The organism is Streptomyces qaidamensis (genome assembly GCF_001611795.1).
Lineage (GTDB): Bacteria > Actinomycetota > Actinomycetes > Streptomycetales > Streptomycetaceae > Streptomyces > Streptomyces qaidamensis.
Genome location: NZ_CP015098.1, coordinates 5,548,964 through 5,565,859, shown reverse-complemented (window position 1 = coordinate 5,565,859; position 16,896 = coordinate 5,548,964). Strand labels below are relative to the sequence as shown.

10 protein-coding genes and 1 riboswitch are annotated in these 16,896 nt (G+C 69.5%); of the genes, 8 read left to right on the top strand and 2 right to left on the bottom strand.

Annotated features, from left to right (window positions below):
• The first annotated feature begins 126 nt into the window (after positions 1-126).
• Positions 127-1,806 (top strand): DUF5691 domain-containing protein, encoded by a 1,680-nt coding sequence (locus A4E84_RS24840; RefSeq protein WP_062928666.1) that lies wholly within the window; start codon positions 127-129, stop codon positions 1,804-1,806.
• 179 nt (positions 1,807-1,985) lie between these two features.
• On the opposite strand, the gene A4E84_RS24835 is transcribed toward A4E84_RS24840, so the two are convergent.
• Positions 1,986-2,402 carry a cobalamin B12-binding domain-containing protein gene (locus A4E84_RS24835; RefSeq protein ID WP_062928665.1) on the bottom strand — a complete coding sequence of 139 codons (417 nt, stop codon included), beginning with the start codon at positions 2,400-2,402 and terminating at the stop codon, positions 1,986-1,988.
• A 523-nt stretch (positions 2,403-2,925) separates the two neighbouring features.
• On the opposite strand from A4E84_RS24835, the gene A4E84_RS24830 reads away from it, so the two are divergent.
• Entirely contained in the window at positions 2,926-3,789 is an 864-nt protein-coding gene (locus A4E84_RS24830; protein WP_062928664.1) for an esterase/lipase family protein, read from the top strand.
• A gap of 219 nt (positions 3,790-4,008) precedes the next feature.
• Positions 4,009-5,547, top strand: coding sequence for a M23 family metallopeptidase (locus A4E84_RS24825; RefSeq protein ID WP_237304994.1), 1,539 nt, complete (start codon positions 4,009-4,011; stop codon positions 5,545-5,547).
• Positions 5,548-5,595: 48 nt separating this feature from the next.
• Here the strand turns inward: A4E84_RS24825 and pcrA are convergent, their stop codons facing one another.
• Positions 5,596-8,073, bottom strand: coding sequence for a DNA helicase PcrA (pcrA, locus tag A4E84_RS24820; protein WP_062928662.1), 2,478 nt, complete (start codon positions 8,071-8,073; stop codon positions 5,596-5,598).
• A gap of 313 nt (positions 8,074-8,386) precedes the next feature.
• Positions 8,387-8,559: riboswitch (cyclic di-AMP (ydaO/yuaA leader) on the top strand.
• 8 nt (positions 8,560-8,567) lie between these two features.
• On the opposite strand from pcrA, the gene A4E84_RS24815 reads away from it, so the two are divergent.
• The 5 genes from A4E84_RS24815 (at position 8,568) to A4E84_RS24795 (ending at position 16,831) form a co-directional block, all read left to right on the top strand.
• The gene (locus A4E84_RS24815; RefSeq protein WP_062928661.1) at positions 8,568-9,746 is read left to right on the top strand and encodes a C40 family peptidase; all 1,179 of its coding nucleotides are present in this window, start codon (positions 8,568-8,570) and stop codon (positions 9,744-9,746) included.
• 320 nt (positions 9,747-10,066) lie between these two features.
• Positions 10,067-10,732 carry a TnsA-like heteromeric transposase endonuclease subunit gene (locus tag A4E84_RS24810; RefSeq protein ID WP_213084210.1) on the top strand — a complete coding sequence of 222 codons (666 nt, stop codon included), beginning with the start codon at positions 10,067-10,069 and terminating at the stop codon, positions 10,730-10,732.
• Positions 10,729-12,795 (top strand): Mu transposase C-terminal domain-containing protein, encoded by a 2,067-nt coding sequence (locus A4E84_RS24805; RefSeq protein WP_062928659.1) that lies wholly within the window; start codon positions 10,729-10,731, stop codon positions 12,793-12,795. Before A4E84_RS24810 ends, A4E84_RS24805 begins: the two co-directional genes overlap by 4 nt.
• A complete protein-coding gene (locus tag A4E84_RS24800) occupies positions 12,792-13,880 on the top strand; it encodes an AAA family ATPase (RefSeq protein WP_062928658.1) in 1,089 nt (362 codons plus the stop codon). Before A4E84_RS24805 ends, A4E84_RS24800 begins: the two co-directional genes overlap by 4 nt.
• The gene (locus A4E84_RS24795; protein WP_062928657.1) at positions 13,877-16,831 is read left to right on the top strand and encodes a TniQ family protein; all 2,955 of its coding nucleotides are present in this window, start codon (positions 13,877-13,879) and stop codon (positions 16,829-16,831) included. The genes A4E84_RS24800 and A4E84_RS24795 overlap by 4 nt, the downstream gene beginning before the upstream one ends.
• Positions 16,832-16,896 lie beyond the last annotated feature (65 nt).

Below are 16,896 nucleotides of genomic sequence, written 5' to 3'. Positions count from 1 at the left end.
CCCACGGCACGTCGGCCGGCCCCACCCTTCCCATGGGTCCACTGGGTCCACGCATTTTTCAGGCATCACGGGACAACCGGTAAGGGCGAGCCTTCAACTACCGGGCGCCCCGCGGAAAGGAACCTCATGACCAGGACCTCCGCTCCTGTGGACGCGCCCGGCGCGGACGTCTGGGAGGGGCTCGTCACCACCGCGCTGCTGGGCACCGACCGGCGCACCCCGCCGGGCACCGCGCCGGGCCCGGAAGCACCCCTGGCCCTGCTGGACGCGGCGGCCGTGGAGACCGTACGACGACGGGCCGGTCTGCGCCCGGCGCCCGCGGCCGAGCGTCTTCAGGCAGCTCCGGAGGATGCTCGTCCGGAGCTGCCGCCGGCGGCCGCCCGCAGGCTCGCCATGCTGCTGGCCGACCGCCCCGGCCCGTCCGGCGGCGGCCGGCGGGGGGCCGCGCCGGATCTGACGGAGCTGCTGCCGCAGTGGCTCGCGGTGGCGAACGCCCGTGGTTTCGCACCGCCTCCGCAGGTGCTTCCGGCGTTGCTGGACGCGGCCCGGGGGCGTACCGACCTGCGTCCGGCGGCGCTGGAGTTCGCGGGGCCGCGAGCCCTGTGGCTGGCCCGGCTGAACCCCGACTGGCGGTTCGCGCTGCGCGCGGCCCCGGGTGGCGGAGCGGCCCTGCCGCACCTCCAGGACGAAGGCGGCGTCCGGCAGTTGTGGCAGGAGGGCCTGTTCGCCGAACGTGTCGCCCTGCTGTCCGCGCTGCGTTCTCGCACCCCGGCCGCAGCACGCGACCTGCTCGCGACGACGTGGGGGACGGAACGGGCCGAGGACCGGCTGATGTTCCTCGACTCGCTGCGCGAGGGCCTCGGCCCGGACGACGAGCCGTTCCTGGAACAGGCCCTGGCCGATCGCAGCCGCAATGTCCGGGCGACGGCCGCGGAACTGCTGTCGGCCCTGCCCGGTTCGGCCCTCGCCGCGCGGATGGCGGCCAGGGCGGAGGCGTGCGTCGCCATCGACCACATGCGCTCCGCCCCGCCGCGAGGGACCGGGGCCCGGGACGACATACCCGGGGGGACCCCGCGGACCGCTCCGACGATCGCCGTCGAGGCGCCGCACGAGTGCGATCCGGGCATGGAACGCGACGGCGTCGTGGCGAAGGCCCCCGCGGGGCGCGGCGAACGGTCCTGGTGGCTCGGTCAGCTGGTGGAGGCGGCACCGCTCGGCACGTGGTCGCGGCGGCTCGGTGGGCGCCCGCCCTGGGAGATCGTGGCGCTGCCGGTGGCGGACGGCTGGCAGGGCGAGCTGCACGCGGCGTGGTGCCGGGCGGCGGTGCGCCAGCGGGACGCCGCGTGGTCACGCGCGCTGCTCGGCGATCCGTCGGCACCGGAGGCGGGTGGTCCGGGCGCGGTGTCCCTGTCCGAACGCGCCAAGCTGCTCGGCACGCTGGGCGCCGCCGAACGGGCCGAGTGGGTGGCCGGCTTCATCGCCGCGCACGGCCTGTCCGAGGCCTTCCAACTGCTCGGGGTGTGCGCGGTGCCGTGGGCGGCGCCGCTGGGGCGGGCCGTGGTGGACGCGCTGAACATCGCTCGGGACGCAGGGAGCTATCCATGGAGTTTCAGCGGGGTCATGGGCCTGGCGGAGCGCTGCCTCGACCCGTCCGAGGCCTCCCGGCTCGACGCGCTGCTGGCCGTACCCGACGAACCGGAGAACGCGTCGCCGGGAGCCGGGGGCTACTGGGCGGAGTCCTTCCAGCGCCTGGTGACGACCCTGCGTCTGCGTGCGGCGATGGCCGAGGAGCTGGGAGCGGCCTGACCCGGGCCCGCGCCTGCGGGGACGGACGCCCTGCGGCGAGCGGCGGCCGACGGATGTGCCGACGACCGGGGCGGCCACCGGAGGCAGTCGCGAGCGGCGGCGTGGCGAAGCAGCCCCGCCGCACCGGGGGCGCACCGGCTCCGGCCGGGCCAATGCACCCGGGGCGGTCCGCCGGAGGGCTACGCCTCCGCGGGCTGGCGGGCGTTCGTCCGGACCCAGTCCACGATCGAGGCCGTGGTCGCGCCCGGCGTGAAGATCTCCGCGACGCCCTTCTCCTTCAGCAGGGGGATGTCCGCCTCGGGGATGATCCCGCCGCCGAAGACGAGGATGTCCTCCGCATCGCGCTCCTTCAGCAGGTCGATCACGGCCGCGAAGAGCGTGTTGTGCGCTCCGGAGAGGATGGACAGGCCGATCGCGTCGGCGTCCTCCTGGAGCGCCGTGTCGACGATCTGCTCGGGGGTCTGGTGAAGCCCGGTGTAGATGACTTCCATACCGGCGTCGCGCAGGGCACGCGCGATCACCTTGGCCCCGCGATCGTGGCCGTCGAGCCCCGGCTTGGCCACCACCACGCGGATCGGACCGGCTGCCACACCCATCACTGCCTCCATGAAGCGACTACATCCATCCGTACCGACAAGTACCGCACACATCGGGCAAGCCGTACACGCCGCACCGCACGGACACCCCGCCCCGAACCCTCCGGGCAAGTGAACGAACGTTATCTCCAGCATCCCGCAACCGGCAGTTTCGCGGTGGATACCGAGGGGGAAATCACACGATGGGACAAGCGCAAGGGGAGCCGCACCGAGGCAGCCGTACGACCGCACCGTCCGCCACGGACCGCGGCAGCACGGCACTTCGGCGAAAGAACGCAGGGCAAGCACCGCACGCAAGCACGCAGGGCAGACACGGCGCACCAGCGGGGAGCCTCGTCACCCCACCGATCGGGGACCTCCGTCGCACCACCGGCGTCACACACGCCACACGCCGTGCTCTGTCCCCGCAGCTCACGCGGCTCACGCCGCTCTCGCGGTCATGGCCGGCCGTCTTCGCAGCTGCTTTCCACGAGGGCACCCGGGGGGCGGAGGCGTCCTCCCGCGTGCCGACAGGAGGTCGGCCATGAAGGTCACCAGGGCGGCTCTGCCCTTTCTTCCGTTCTGCGAGCGCCTGCTGCCGGGCAGACTGGCGGGACTCTCCCTGGCTCTCCTGAAGGCCACCGCTCTGGAGATCGCGATCCTGGCCGGGCATCTCCTCCTCTATCCGTCCGGCATCACCCAGGAGCGCCGCGCCTCCGTCCCGGCACTTCCGGTGGACGGCGCCGCCCAACTGCCCACGGAGGCCAAGCCGCCGGTCCTGCTGCTGCACGGATTCATCGACAACCGCTCGGTCTTCGTCCTGCTGCGCCGCAGCCTCGCCCAGCACGGCAGGCAGCAGATCGAGTCGCTCAACTACTCGCCGCTGACCTGTGACATACGGGCCGCCGCCGAACTGCTCGGCCGGCACATCGAGGAGATCTGCGAGCGCACGGGGGCCGACCGGGTCGACGTCGTCGGGCACAGCCTCGGCGGACTGATAGCGCGCTATTACGTGCAGCGGCTCGGCGGCGACACGCGCGTACGGACCCTGGTCACGCTCGGCACGCCGCACTCGGGAACCCGAGTGGCGCCCTTCGCCGACGCGCACCCCATCGTGCGCCAGATGCGCCCCGGCTCACCGGTGCTCGAGGAGCTCGCTCTGCCCGCCCCTGACTGCCGTACGCACTTCGTCAGCTTCTGGAGCGACCTGGACCACGTGATGGACCCGCTGGAGACGGCCTGCATCGACCATCCGGATCTGACGGCGCAGAACGTGCGCGTGACCGGCATCGGCCATCTCGCTCTGCCCGTGCACCCCGCCGTCGCCAACGGCATACGACAGGTTCTGGACACGGCACACGCGGGTGAACCGGCCGCCGAACACAGCGGCGGTCTGACGGTCGCCTGAGAATCGTCATACAGCGATCACTCAGCGCCGAAGCACCGATCAACCTCGAACAAACTTCGAACACAGGGCCAAACCCGTGCCCGTCGTCCGCCAAAACACGGCCGAATGCCCGTTTCCTGCGGGCGCGAAACCTGCCGAAGATTGTCGTGCCCGCGTACCGCCGGGTACAGTCGCCGCACTGCTCTGGCAGCCCCTGTTGTCGAGGCGAAAGAGAAGTTGGTGAACGACCGTCACCCGTCGGGGACCATGACCCCGGCTCCGGCTTCCGACGCCGCCTCCGCGTCCTATGCGTCGTACGGCACCCAGGAAGCCCAGTACGGCGACTTCACCACGTACGGCGACTACGCCGCCACCGGATTTGACCCCGCCGGCACCAACGGCGCCGGTTTCGACGCCACCGGGCACGCCACCGCGAGCTTCGCGACCGACCCCCTCTTCGGCGACATGCCGGGCAGCGGCCAGGACACGGGCAGCTACGACACCGGCCACTGGCCCACCGGTACGCACGAGAACGTGCACTACGACGCCTACGCGGCCCAGCACCACGCCGCCTACGACACCGGTGTCTACGACACGTCCGCCTGGACGTCCGAGCAGCAGCCGATGTCGGCGATCCCGTCCCAGGCCCCCTCCCCCGACGCCACCGGGCAGTGGGAGTCCGGCGCCTGGCTCCAGCCGGACCAGTCCGGCAACCCGGCCGACCTCACCCAGCAGTGGGAGTGGGGCACCCAGACTTTCGACACGGGCGCCTACGACGCCACGCAGTGGAACTCCGACGGCACCGCCGCACCGGACCCGGACGCGTACGAGCACCCCGCCGAAACCTTCGACCAGCACGAGACTGCGACGTTCGAGCAGGTCGCCTACGACGAATCCGCCGAAGCCGGCTTCCATGACGCCGCCGTGGACGGCGATGAACCGGCCGCCACCGGTGAACTGCCCGTCGTCACCCCGCTCCTGGACGGCCAGGAGGACGTCGCCCCCGCCCCGAAGGGGCGTGCGGCCTCGCGCGCCGCTTCCCGTTCCCGCCGCCGCACACCGCCCAAGCGCTCGGCGCTCATGACCATCGCGGTGCCCTCGGCCTGCGTGATGGGTGTCGCCGGGATCGCCGCCGCCTCCGTCGGCACCTTCGCCGACGACAGTGCCGCGGAGGCGCAGACGACCGCGGCGGACGCGCAGCCGGTCAAGCCGGCCGCCGCCAACAACAAGCTGGACACCCAGCTGCAGAGCCTCTCCGCCGGCGCCGACGACTTCGCCGACCGGGCCAGCCGTACGCAGGAGCGCATCGACCTCAAGGCCCAGCAGGCGGCCGAGAAGAAGCGCGCGGCGGAGGAAGCGGCCCGCAAGGAGCGGCTGCGCCCCAAGTTCGCCCTGCCGGTCGCGCGGCACGGACTCAGCGCCTACTACGGCCAGTCCGGCATCAACTGGATGTCCCTGCACACCGGCATCGACTTCCCCGTCTCGTACGGCACGACCGTGATGGCCGCGACGGACGGCACCGTGCGCACCCAGTGGAACAGCGCGTACGGCAACATGATGATCGTGACCGCCAAGGACGGTACGGAGACGTGGTACTGCCACCTCTCCACCTACACGGTCCCCTCGGGTACGACCGTGAAGGCGGGCGATCCGATCGCCCGCTCGGGCAACTCCGGCAACTCCACCGGGCCTCACCTGCACTTCGAGGTGCGCCCGGCCGGCGGTTCGGCGATCGACCCGCTCCCGTGGCTGCGCAGCCACGGCATCGACCCGGCGTAACGTCTCGCCTGCCCCGCCGGTCCGGCCGACGGGGCTCACCTCACGGGGCTACAGCTTCTCCACCGGCGCGTACCGCAGCAGCAGCCGCTTCGGTTTGGTGTCCCCGAAGTCGATCGTGGCCTCGGCGTTGCCGCCCGTGCCCTTGACCGCGACGACGGTCCCGAGCCCGAACTGGTCGTGCGTGACACGGTCACCGACCGCCAGGGACACCACGGGCTTCTCCGAGGTGCGCCGGGTGGCGAAACCGGAGGCGCCCGACGCCGAAGAGCGCGAGCGGGACGAGGACAGCGAGGCCGCCACCGCCGAGACCGGCCCGGAGGACGCGGGCGCGGTCGCACCCGTCCGCTTCCACTCCACGTGGGCCGGCGGGATCTCCTCCAGGAACCGGGAGGGCGGGTTGTACGACGGCTGGCCCCAGGCGCTGCGCAGGGTGGACCGCGTCAGGTACAGCCGCTCCCGCGCGCGGGTGATGCCGACATAGGCCAGGCGCCGCTCCTCCTCCAGCTCCTTGGTCTGCCCGAGGGCGCGCATGTGCGGGAAGACGCCGTCCTCCATACCGGTCAGGAAGACGACCGGGAACTCCAGGCCCTTGGCGGTGTGCAGGGTCATCAGGGTGATGACGCCGTCGCCGTCCTCCTCGTCGGGGATCTGGTCGGAGTCGGCGACCAGCGCGACCTGCTCCAGGAAGTCCGACAGGGTGGTCTGCTCGTCCTCGCCGCGCTCCTGCTCGAACTCCATGGCGACGGCGGCCAGTTCCTGGAGGTTCTCGATCCGGGTCTCGTCCTGCGGGTCGGTGGAGGCCTGCAGCTCGGCGAGGTATCCGGTGCGCTCCAGCACGGCTTCCAGTACCGTGGCCGGCCCGGCGCCGGACTCCACGACGGTGCGGAGGTCCTCCATCAGCGTGTTGAACCGCTTGACGGCGTTGGTGGAGCGCGCGGCCATGCCGTACGCCTCGTCGACGCGCTTGAGCGCCTGCGGGAAGCTGATCTTCTCCCGCTGGGACAGGGCGTCGATCATCGCCTCGGCCCGGTCGCCGATGCCCCGCTTGGGCACGTTGAGGATCCGGCGCAGCGGCACCGAGTCCTCCGGGTTGGCGAGCACGCGCAGGTAGGCCAGGACGTCCCGGACCTCCTTGCGCTCGTAGAAGCGGACGCCGCCGACAACCTTGTAGGGCAGGCCGACCCGGATGAAGACCTCTTCGAAGACACGGGACTGGGCGTTGGTGCGGTAGAAGACGGCGACGTCGCCGGCCTTGGCCTCACCCGCGTCCGTGAGGCGGTCTATCTCGTCGGCGACGAACTGCGCCTCGTCGTGCTCGGTGTCGGCGACGTAGCCGGTGATCCGGGCGCCGGAGCCGGCGTTGGTCCACAGGTTCTTGGGGCGGCGGGACTCGTTGCGCTCGATGACCGCGTTGGCGGCGCTGAGGATCGTCTGCGTGGAGCGGTAGTTCTGCTCCAACAGGATCGTCATGGCGTCCGGGTAGTCCTCCTCGAACTGGAGGATGTTGCGGATCGTAGCGCCGCGGAAGGCGTAGATCGACTGGTCGGCATCGCCCACGACGCACAGCTCGGCGGGCGGGACCTCGGCCTCGGGCGGTACGTCGACGGGGTGCTCGCAGGTGCCGACGAGCTCCCGGACCAGGGCGTACTGGGCGTGGTTGGTGTCCTGGTACTCGTCGACCAGCACGTGCCGGAAGCGGCGGCGGTAGTGCTCGGCGACGTCCGGGAAGGCGCGCAGGAGATTGACCGTCGTCATGATCAGGTCGTCGAAGTCGAGGGCGTTCGCCTCGCGCAGCCGCGACTGGTACATGGCGTAGGCCTGGGCGAGGGTCTTCTCGAAGCCGTCGGTGGCCTGGGCGGCGAAGTCCTCCTCGTCGATCAGCTCGTTCTTCAGGTTGCTGATCTTGGCGCTGAAGGACTTCGGCGGGAAGCGCTTGGGGTCGAGGTCCAGGTCGCGGCAGACCAGGGCCATCAGGCGCTTGGAGTCGGCGGCGTCGTAGATCGAGAAGCTCGACGTGAAGCCGAGCTTCTTGCTCTCGCGGCGGAGGATGCGCACGCACGCGCTGTGGAACGTCATGACCCACATGGCGTTCGCGCGCGGGCCGACGAGCTGCTCGACGCGCTCCTTCATCTCGCCGGCGGCCTTGTTGGTGAAGGTGATCGCGAGGATCTGGCCCGGATGCACGCCGCGCTCGGCGAGCAGGTGGGCGATGCGGTGCGTGAGCACGCGGGTCTTGCCGGAGCCCGCTCCGGCCACGATGAGCAGCGGGGAGCCGGAGTGGACCACGGCGGCGCGCTGGTTGTCGTTCAGCCCCTCCAGGAGCGCGGCGGTGTCCACGACCGGGCGGGGCGCGCCGTCCCGGTAGTAGGCGTCCCGGTCCGGGGGCGCGTCGAACTTCCCGCCGAACAGATCGTCCGGAATCGGCTCCGGTACGTGATCGTCCTCGGGCGGCGGCGGGGGCTCGTCCGCGGGGCCCCGCTGGGCCTGGAGGTTCGCCAGGAAGCTGTCGTCAAAGAGGCTGCTCATCGCTCTCCGAGTCTAGGGCGCCCCACTGACAGCCCGCCGCCGCCCTGAGAACATCGCCGGGCGCCCGGGCCCCGCCGACCGGCCGGCGGCGCATTGTCGCCCTCCATTACCGCATGATCACGGCCTGCTACACCCCCCGCAATCATGGATGAAACGTAACCAAACTCCCCCGATCCTTCACTCTCGGCGACGTTCATGACCGAGGTCACGAAAATGTATCGGGCATATCACCCATCAACCTTCACAGGGGCCACACGAGTTGGCTACCGTGCGACCAGGCCGCATGACCCCCACCGGCGAACGTCGCCGGGCCGCGCGGCCTCCGCCGAGTCCGGTGTGCCGCAGCGGCAGCCGGAGCCGGGGACCCAACCGTGAACCTGGGGTGAATCGGCCCGACTCCCTGTGCGGAGAAGGCCGTAGGGCAAACCTTCCGAACCACCCGCCCGAACCCGACAGCTAACCCGGTAGGCGGAACATGGAAGGAGTCGCCTCCCTTGGCGTCGCACCGCAAGTCGCGTCCTACGGGTACGCGCGTGGCAGGCATACGGACCCCCGCCCTCGCAACGGCGGCCCTGACCTCCGTGACCCTGCTGTCCCAGTCGGCCAACGCCGCCCCCGAGGCCGACGACAAGCCCAGCCTCGAAGAAGTCGAGAAGAAGGTCGACGATCTCTACCGCCAGGCGGGGTCGGCGACCGAGAAGTACAACGCGGCCAAGGAGAAGACGGCGAAGCAGCGCAAGCGCGCCGATGCCCTCATCGACGACGTCGCGCAGCGCACCCAGAAGCTCAACGAGGCGCGCGAGGAGCTGGGGTCCTTCGCCTCCGCCCAGTACCGCACCGGTGCCGCCGCCCCGGACACGGCGACGTTCCTGCTCGCGGACACCCCGCAGGACTACTTCGACCAGACCCAGCTGATGGACCGGATGACGGGACGCCAGAAGGTCGCGGTCGACGACTACATCGCGCAGCAGTCCGAGACGATGAAGAAGCGCCAGGAGGCCACCGAGAGCCTGGAGACGCTCACCGAGTCGCAGGGCGATCTGAAGACCGCCAAGGCGACCGTCCAGCGCAAGCTCGCCGACGCGCGCGAGCTGATGTCGAAGCTGACCGCCGAGGAAAAGGCCCGGCTCGCGGCGATCGAGAAGGAGAAGCGGGAGGAGGCCGCCCGCAAGGCCGACGAGCTGGCCCGGCAGCAGGCCGCGCAGCGGCAGGCGCAGGAGGAGGCCGCTCGGCAGCAGGACAGCGGATCCCCGTCGTCGGGTTCGGCGGCCTCCGGCTCGTCCTCCCCGACGGTCCCGGCCGACTCCTCGTACGCCACCAAGGCCGACAAGGCGCTCGCCTTCGCCCGCGCGCAGATCGGCAAGCCGTACGTGTGGGGCGCCGTAGGCCCCGGCTCCTACGACTGCTCCGGCCTCACCCAGGCCGCCTGGAAGGCCGCGGGCGTCACCCTGCCGCGCACCACCTACGACCAGGTGAACGCCGGCACGACGGTCCCGCTCTCCCAGGCCCAGCCCGGTGACCTGGTCTTCTTCTACGACGACCTCACCCACGTCGGGATCTACATCGGCAACGGCATGATGATCCACGCCCCGAAGCCCGGCACGTACGTGCGCGAGGAGTCGATCTACTACGACGGCGAGTCGGCCATCCACAGCGTGGTACGGCCGGCCTGAAAGGTCTGTAGGGCCGCTTTAGATCTGTCGGATTCTCAGCGATCTGTCGTCAACCTGTCGTCTGCGACAGATCGCTGAGAATCGCTCCGTAGAGTGATTCTCGGCCACTCACAGCATTCTTGCCCTCCCCTGGCGCATGGGACGGCGCGGTCCACGGGCAGCTTCGGCCGGGATCACCTTCTGTGTCCCTTCGGTTACGTATATCGGGGGTGGCAGTGTCGTACGTCTCGGGTCGAGAGCCAACGACTGAGGCCAGAGCTGTAAAGGTCCGCTACCGCCAGGCGGACGGGGTCTTCGCGGAGACCTCGTGGGATCTGCTGGTGAGTGCAGAGGTAGCGGCCGGGCTGCCAGTGCGGGAGTTCCGCTGGTACAAGGGGCGTCGGCACTACTCGGGCTGGTACCACGCGGTCACGGGCGATCGTCTGGTGGCCTACGAGAGCCGTTTGGAGCTCGCCCGGATCTTGCTGGCGGATTTTGCCCGGGATGTGGTCGGGATTGCCGCTCAGCCGTTCCAGGTGTGGGGGGACGACGGAGTCCGCACCCGTCGGCACGTGCCGGATCTGCTGTTGACGCATGCGGACGGGCTGGTCACGGTGGTGGACGTGAAGGCTCCGTACCGTGTGGACGTACCGGAGGTAGTGGCCCAGTTCGACTGGATGCGGAAGCTGTGTTTGCTGCGGGGCTGGGCCTTCGAAGTGTGGACTGGTGCCAGCCCTGCCCTCGTGGAGAATGTCCGGTTCCTGGCCGGCTACCGGCGACCTGAGCGTGTGGCAGTGCATCTGTCTGTGGAGGTGCTGGAAGCCGCCCGAGTGCAGGCGGATGTCGGCGGGATCGAGAGAGCCTTAGCGGCCCGGCATCCTGCGGATCTCGTCCGTCCGGCGCTTTTGCATCTGGTGTGGTCGGGTGCCCTGTCGGCGGATCTTTCGCGTCCGTTGAGTGCGCAGACGCCGGTTCGCCTCGCGAGTGGGGAGGCTTTGGAGGGATGAGGAGTTCCGCCGTTGCGGTGTTTCCCGGCTCTCGGCTGGTCTTCTGCGGCGATGTCGTCGAAGTGGTCGAGTTCGATCACCTGGGTGTGACGATCCGCAGCACGCGGACCGGCGAGTTCTCCACCGTCTCGGTGGGACGTCTGGCGGCAGGCGCGAAGCCGGTGGGCACCGGGCTACTGCCCAAAGCGGATGACAGTGCCGGCCTCGTGCTGGCGTCGTTGTCGCGGCAGCAGCAGGAGCAGGTCAGCGAGCGGGCCGGGCACATCCGTGAGGTTCTGACCGGCTACCGTTCCGGCTTTGCTGAAGGCGCCCGGCCCGGTGAACCGCGCGAAGAGTTCTCCGAGGCATGGTCGTTGACGCAGCGGATCGGAGCCAAGGCCGTCGAGCTGAAGGTGTCGGCGCGGACGGTGGAACGGTGGGCCGCTGCCTATCAGGCGGGCGGCGAGGCCGCGTTGGTCGACACCCGCTTGCTCAAGAGGCGAGGCTCTCGCGTCGATCCGCGTTGGGACGAGGCTGTCAGCGTCGTGCTCGCGGAGTACGTCACAGCGTCGACGCCGACACGGTCGGCGGTGCTGAAGCGGGTCGAGGCTTGGTTGGAGGAGTCGTACGGCACGGGAGTGGTGCCGTTGCCTTCGACGGCAACGGCTTATCGGCGGCTTGAGGAGTTGAGCAAAGGCACGAACGCCCTGTCGGGCAGCGCGAAGACGAGGCGCTCGATCGCTGACCGCCCCAAGGGGGTCTATGGGCGGCTGCGGGCCACCAGACCCGGTGAGTACGTAGTGCTGGACACGCAGGATCTGGACGTCTTCGCGATGGAAACGGTGACCTGCCGCTGGGTGAGGGCTCAACTGACCGTTGCTCAGGACTTGTTCAGCCGCTGCATTGTCGGTCTGCGTGTGACAGCGGTGTCCACGAAAGCGGTGGATGTCGCAGGGGTGCTGTTCGAGGCGATCGCTCCGCCGGAGGACGACAGCGGTGGCCAGGCTGCCGGGCCCTATCACGGAGTGCCTGAGCATGTGGTGTTCAGCGAGGAGGCTCTGGTTCCTGGCCGGGGGCTCTGTCCGCCGGAGACGTTGGTCATCGACCATGGCCGGGCCTTCATGTCGGCCCACGTGATCAGTGTCTGCACCAGACTGGGGATGTCGATCCAGCCGGCCCAGCCGAAGAAGCCCACCGACAAGCCGACCGTCGAGCGCTTCTTCCGTACTCTGCGCGAGGGACTGATCCAGCACCTTCCCGCCTACAAGGGCCCGGACCTGCACAGCCGTGGGGAGAAGGTGGAGGACCAAGCGTTCTTCTACATCCACGAGCTGGAGGACGTGATCCGCGAGTGGATCACTGGGGTCTATCACTGTTCCCAGCACGATGGGCTGGTCATCCCACAGTGGCCGGGGGTGAAGCTGTCGCCTCTGGAGATGCTGCAGGCGGGTCTGGCGCGGGCGGGACGGCTGCGCATTCTGCCGTCGCCCGACCTCGTCTTCGACTTCCTGCAGGTCAAGCCGCGCACGATCCAGCACTACGGCGTCGAGGTCGACGGGCTGCGTTACAACGGCCCGGCCCTGGACGGCTACCGCAACGAGAAGAGCCCGTACGGCGGGCTGCTCGCCGACCGCTGGCCGATCCGTGTCCACCCCGATGACGTGCGGTTCGTCTACTTCCAGGATCCGGCCGACGACTCCTGGCACCGGCTGGAATGGGAACACGCCCCCGCGCTGAATACGGCGTTCTCCGCTGAGGCGGCGGCTCACGCCCGGCGCCTGTCGCTCCGGAGCGGGCGGCATCTCGACGCCTCCGAGGCTCTGGCCGAGCTCCTCGCCCGCTGGGACCAGGGCATGGTCACCGACCGGCGCGAACGCCGCATGGCCCTGCGGTTGTCCGCCGAACGCGCCGCGGTCCCGCTGCCCCGGCTACCAGAGGAAGAGCCCCACACACCGGTGAGCACGGCCCGCCTGCACCTGGTTCCCGATCCGTCCGTCACCAGCGACCTGGATGAGGAGGACGAGATCTTCGAGGCCCCGGACGGGGACGACTTCTACGCGGACGCCTTCGAGGTACTGGAATGAGCGCACCGGGACTGTTCAGCCTGTCCCGCAAGGAGGGCTGGAACCAGTACGTCAACACTCCGCCGCGGCAGCGTCCCGAGATGCTCACCCGAGCGCAGCTGAACGCGCTCGGTGAGGACGCCCGGGAGGACTACAACGACCGGCGTCACGACTGGCACGCGAACTTCGGCATCATCCAGACCCCTCAGCTGGCCTCCCTCCACGAGGAACTGGACCAGATCGTGGCCAGCAACCGGCAGGACGGCGACCGCATCCGCTCGGCGGCAGTCATCGACGCCCTGCCCGGCCTGGGCAAGACCACCATCGCCAACCTCTACGGCCGCACCTACGACCGCCAGCAGCGCCGCCGACTCGGAGCGGTCACGGCCGAGGGCAACGAGCGCGTCCCGGTCTTCCGGGTCGGGCTGACCTCGAACACCACCCTGCGCACGCTGAACCGGATGATCTGCGAGTTCTACGGGCATCCCGCCACCGACCGGGGCAGCGCCGCGGCCCTGGCCAGCCATGCTCTGGACTGCGTGCTCAGCTGCGACACCCGTCTGGGGATCATCGACGACATCCACTTCATCGACCTCGACCGCAAGGAAGGGCTCGCGGTGAGCAACCATCTGAAGTGGCTCGCCAACGAGCTTCCCGTCACCTTCGTCTATGTCGGCGTCGGACTCGCCGAACGCCGCTTCTTCGCCGACGGGCTGACCGGGAAGAACACGGTCCTCGCACAGACCGCACGGCGCTGGACGCGGCTCGGCGTGGACCCGTTCCACCTCACCTCCGACCAGGGGCGCCAGCACTGGCGGAGCCTGCTCAAGGCATCCGAGCGCCAACTCGTGCTGGCCGAGCACCGCCCCGGCATGCTCATCGACCTGGCCGACTACCTCTTCGAACGCACCAGCGGCCACATTGGCTCGTACTTCACTCTGCTGATGCGCGGTTGCTACCGAGCCATCCGTGGCAAGACCGAGGCCCTGAACCGCGACCTGCTCGACCAAGTACGTCTCGACGAAGCCTCCGAACAGGCCCGCAAGCAACTCGCGGCCGCTCTCGCCCACGGCACCCTGTCCTCCAAGTCCAAGGCGGCATCGTGATCCCCGGCAGTGGTCGCGTCCTGCCGCTGCGGGTCCCCGTCGCCCCCGGCGAGGGGATCGACAGCTGGCTCGAAGCACTCGCCCGCCGCAACGGGCTCTCCCTTCGGGCACTGCTGACCGACTTTGGCCTGCCGACCCCTTCCCTGACCTCCACGCTCTTCACGAGCGTCACGTCCTCCCAGCTTCGTGAGCTGGAACGCCGCTGCCAGCTGCCCGATCACCACCTGGACCAGACCCTGCCGAATCCTGTCCTGCCGCTGCGGACACGGCAGGCCCGCGGCTCGCGCTACTGCTCGGACTGTCTGGCCGAGCGCGAGGGGCGATGGAAACTCGTCTGGTGGCTGCCCTGCGTGTTCGCCTGCACCACCCACCGCACGCTGCTGCACGACACGTGTCCCGGCTGCGGCTGCCGACCACGCCGACTGCTCCCGGGCCGCACCCGCTCCCATCCGGCCGGGATCTGCACCACCCGCCGTGGTGACAACCCGCCCTGCGGCACGGATCTCCGCATCACGCCAGCGAACCGACTCCCCGACACCAGCCCATTGTTGTCCGCTCAGCGCTGGATCGACGAACTCCTTGCCGATCCCGACATCTCGGCGGCAGCCGCGAGCCTGAGCGATCTGGTCCACCTGTCGCGCTGGTTCCTGCACGCCTTGCCTGAGCACGAGATCCGCCATCTGGGAACCGTCGCCGCGACGGCATGGGTCGAGCGCCCCACCAAGGCCCCGCCCGACCGGCTGGCACCGGTGAACGCCCCGCTCACCGCAGTGATCACGCACCATGCCCGACCGCTGCTGGGCCCTTGCCACGACACCGCCATCCACCGCATCCAGCAGCTCCGCACACATCAGGGGGCAGCGACAGCTCTCCACCCCGCCGACATGACCATGGAGAACTGGAAGAAGCTCTCACCCCGCATGCGTGGCAGGTTCGTCCACGCCGCTGATGCCCACCTCAGCCAGCTGGACCGCGTCCGCCTGCACTCAGGCAGTCCTGCGGCCCGCATCCCCGTCCCCGGTGATGCGCCGCACACCTCCCGCTCCCAGCGCATCCCACAACTGCTCTGGCCCCACTGGACCTTGCGGTTCCTTCCGCCCCAAGGACTCCGAGTCGACCTGTTCCGCGGCACCGCCGCCGCCCTGCTCTTCCTGCCCGGCGCCAGCAGCAGGGATAAGAAGGCCCTCCTCAAGCCGCTGCACGGCCACCTGGCCAACTACGTCGCCCACACCCTGCAAGTGATCAGCCAAAGCGGCTACGAACAGGTCTTTCCCGCCCTCTGCCGTATCGCCGACTACCTCGACGAACACGGCAGTGAGATCAATTACCAACGGCGGCGCACCCTCATCCCTGCCGACACGATCAGCGAGGCCGCGTGGCAGGAACTGTGTTTCCGCACCAACACACACCCCGGCGAAACGAGTACGCCCGCCGCCCCTGGCCGTCTACTGCCGGCCAGGAGATATCTCTTCCAGCTGCTGACCGGAGCCGACCTCACCGACGCCCAGCACGCCCTGGCCTGGAAGAGCCCAAGCGACCGCACCCGCTACGTCAACTTCAACCTCTCGCTCTCGCTCCCGCAGAGACAAGCCCTGCTCCAACACGCCGAGGAACTGCTTGAAGATCTCGGCATCGACGAACCTGTGGCCTGGGAGCCACCCGAAGCGTGCTGCCAGGGACTGGCCCTTCCCGGCCCCCGACTGGACGACATCGATCTCGACACCCTCAAACGCCTCGTGATCACCGAAGGACGCAAGCCCTCCGACGCCGCCCGTCTGATGAAGACCACCGTCACGCACGTCCGACTCGCTCTCGAACACATCGACCAGGGCGAACGGGAATGGGCCCGCACCACCCCCACCTCGGCCTGGAAACTACGAGAGCGCGCCCGCACAGTACTCACAGCCTCGTTCCTGGACCGCGAGTACACCAAGAGCGGCAAGACACTCACCCGCATCGCCCGGGAAACCGGCATCTCCCGCCAGATCGTCGTCGAGCAGGCGAAGGCGACGGGCCTCACCATCTACTACTCGCAACGCCCCGTCCCCATGGACGAGTCCTGGCTGCGCGAGCAGTACCTGACCCACAAACGCTCCACAGCCGACATCGCCGCCCAACTCGGCACCGAAGACGAAACAGTCCGCCGCCGGTTTCTGCAACTCGGCATTCCGCTGCGCCCGCCGGGCGTTCACAGCCGCACCATCATGACCGCCAAGGTCGACAAGAGCGTCCCACGCAACATCCGCGCAGCCGTCGAAGGCACGCTGCACGGCTGGCTTCGCCTTCACCGCTTCCAGATCGCCATGGCCCTGCCGAACCTCGAAACCACAGCCGACTACCTCGGCACCCACCGAGGTGCCCTGGTCCACCAATTCCAGCGCCTGGAAAGCGATCTCGGGCATGCGCTGTTCCATCGCGCCGCCTTCGGGAAACCGCATCGTCCGACCAGGCACGGCAGTGCCCTCCTGCGCTCCCTTGCCACCGATGACATCCAGGCGATGATGCACTCCGCACTCGGCCCCGACCAGATCACGCGCATGCCGGACGCGGCCACGCTGGCCAGAGCCGCTATCCGTCTCACCACCCGGCAAAGCCCCGGACCGCTCAGGCCTTTCGGCGACGACATCACCGCCAAGCGAATCCGAATCACCGGCCCCACCCTCATACTCCTGCGCGACCTGCTCGACCACCAGAACGAACAGTTCTACGGCGCGCAGATTCATGCGAGAACCGGCATCGACAACGGCACCCTCTATCCCCAGCTCAAGAGGATGGAACGAGCGGGCTGGCTCACCAGCCGCCCCGAAGCCGAAGACTCCTGGCTCGCGCGAGCCCCGGTCGGCTGCGGTCCCGGTCGCCGACGCACCTACTACGCGCTCACACCCAATGGGCTCCGCGCAGCCGCCCACGAAGTCCAGCACCACAAACCACGCCGCCGGCCAGCCCGATGAGTCTTTGGGTTCCGCAGACAAGAACGGGCAACGTTTATCGACCGCATCTGTCCTTGGACAATGAG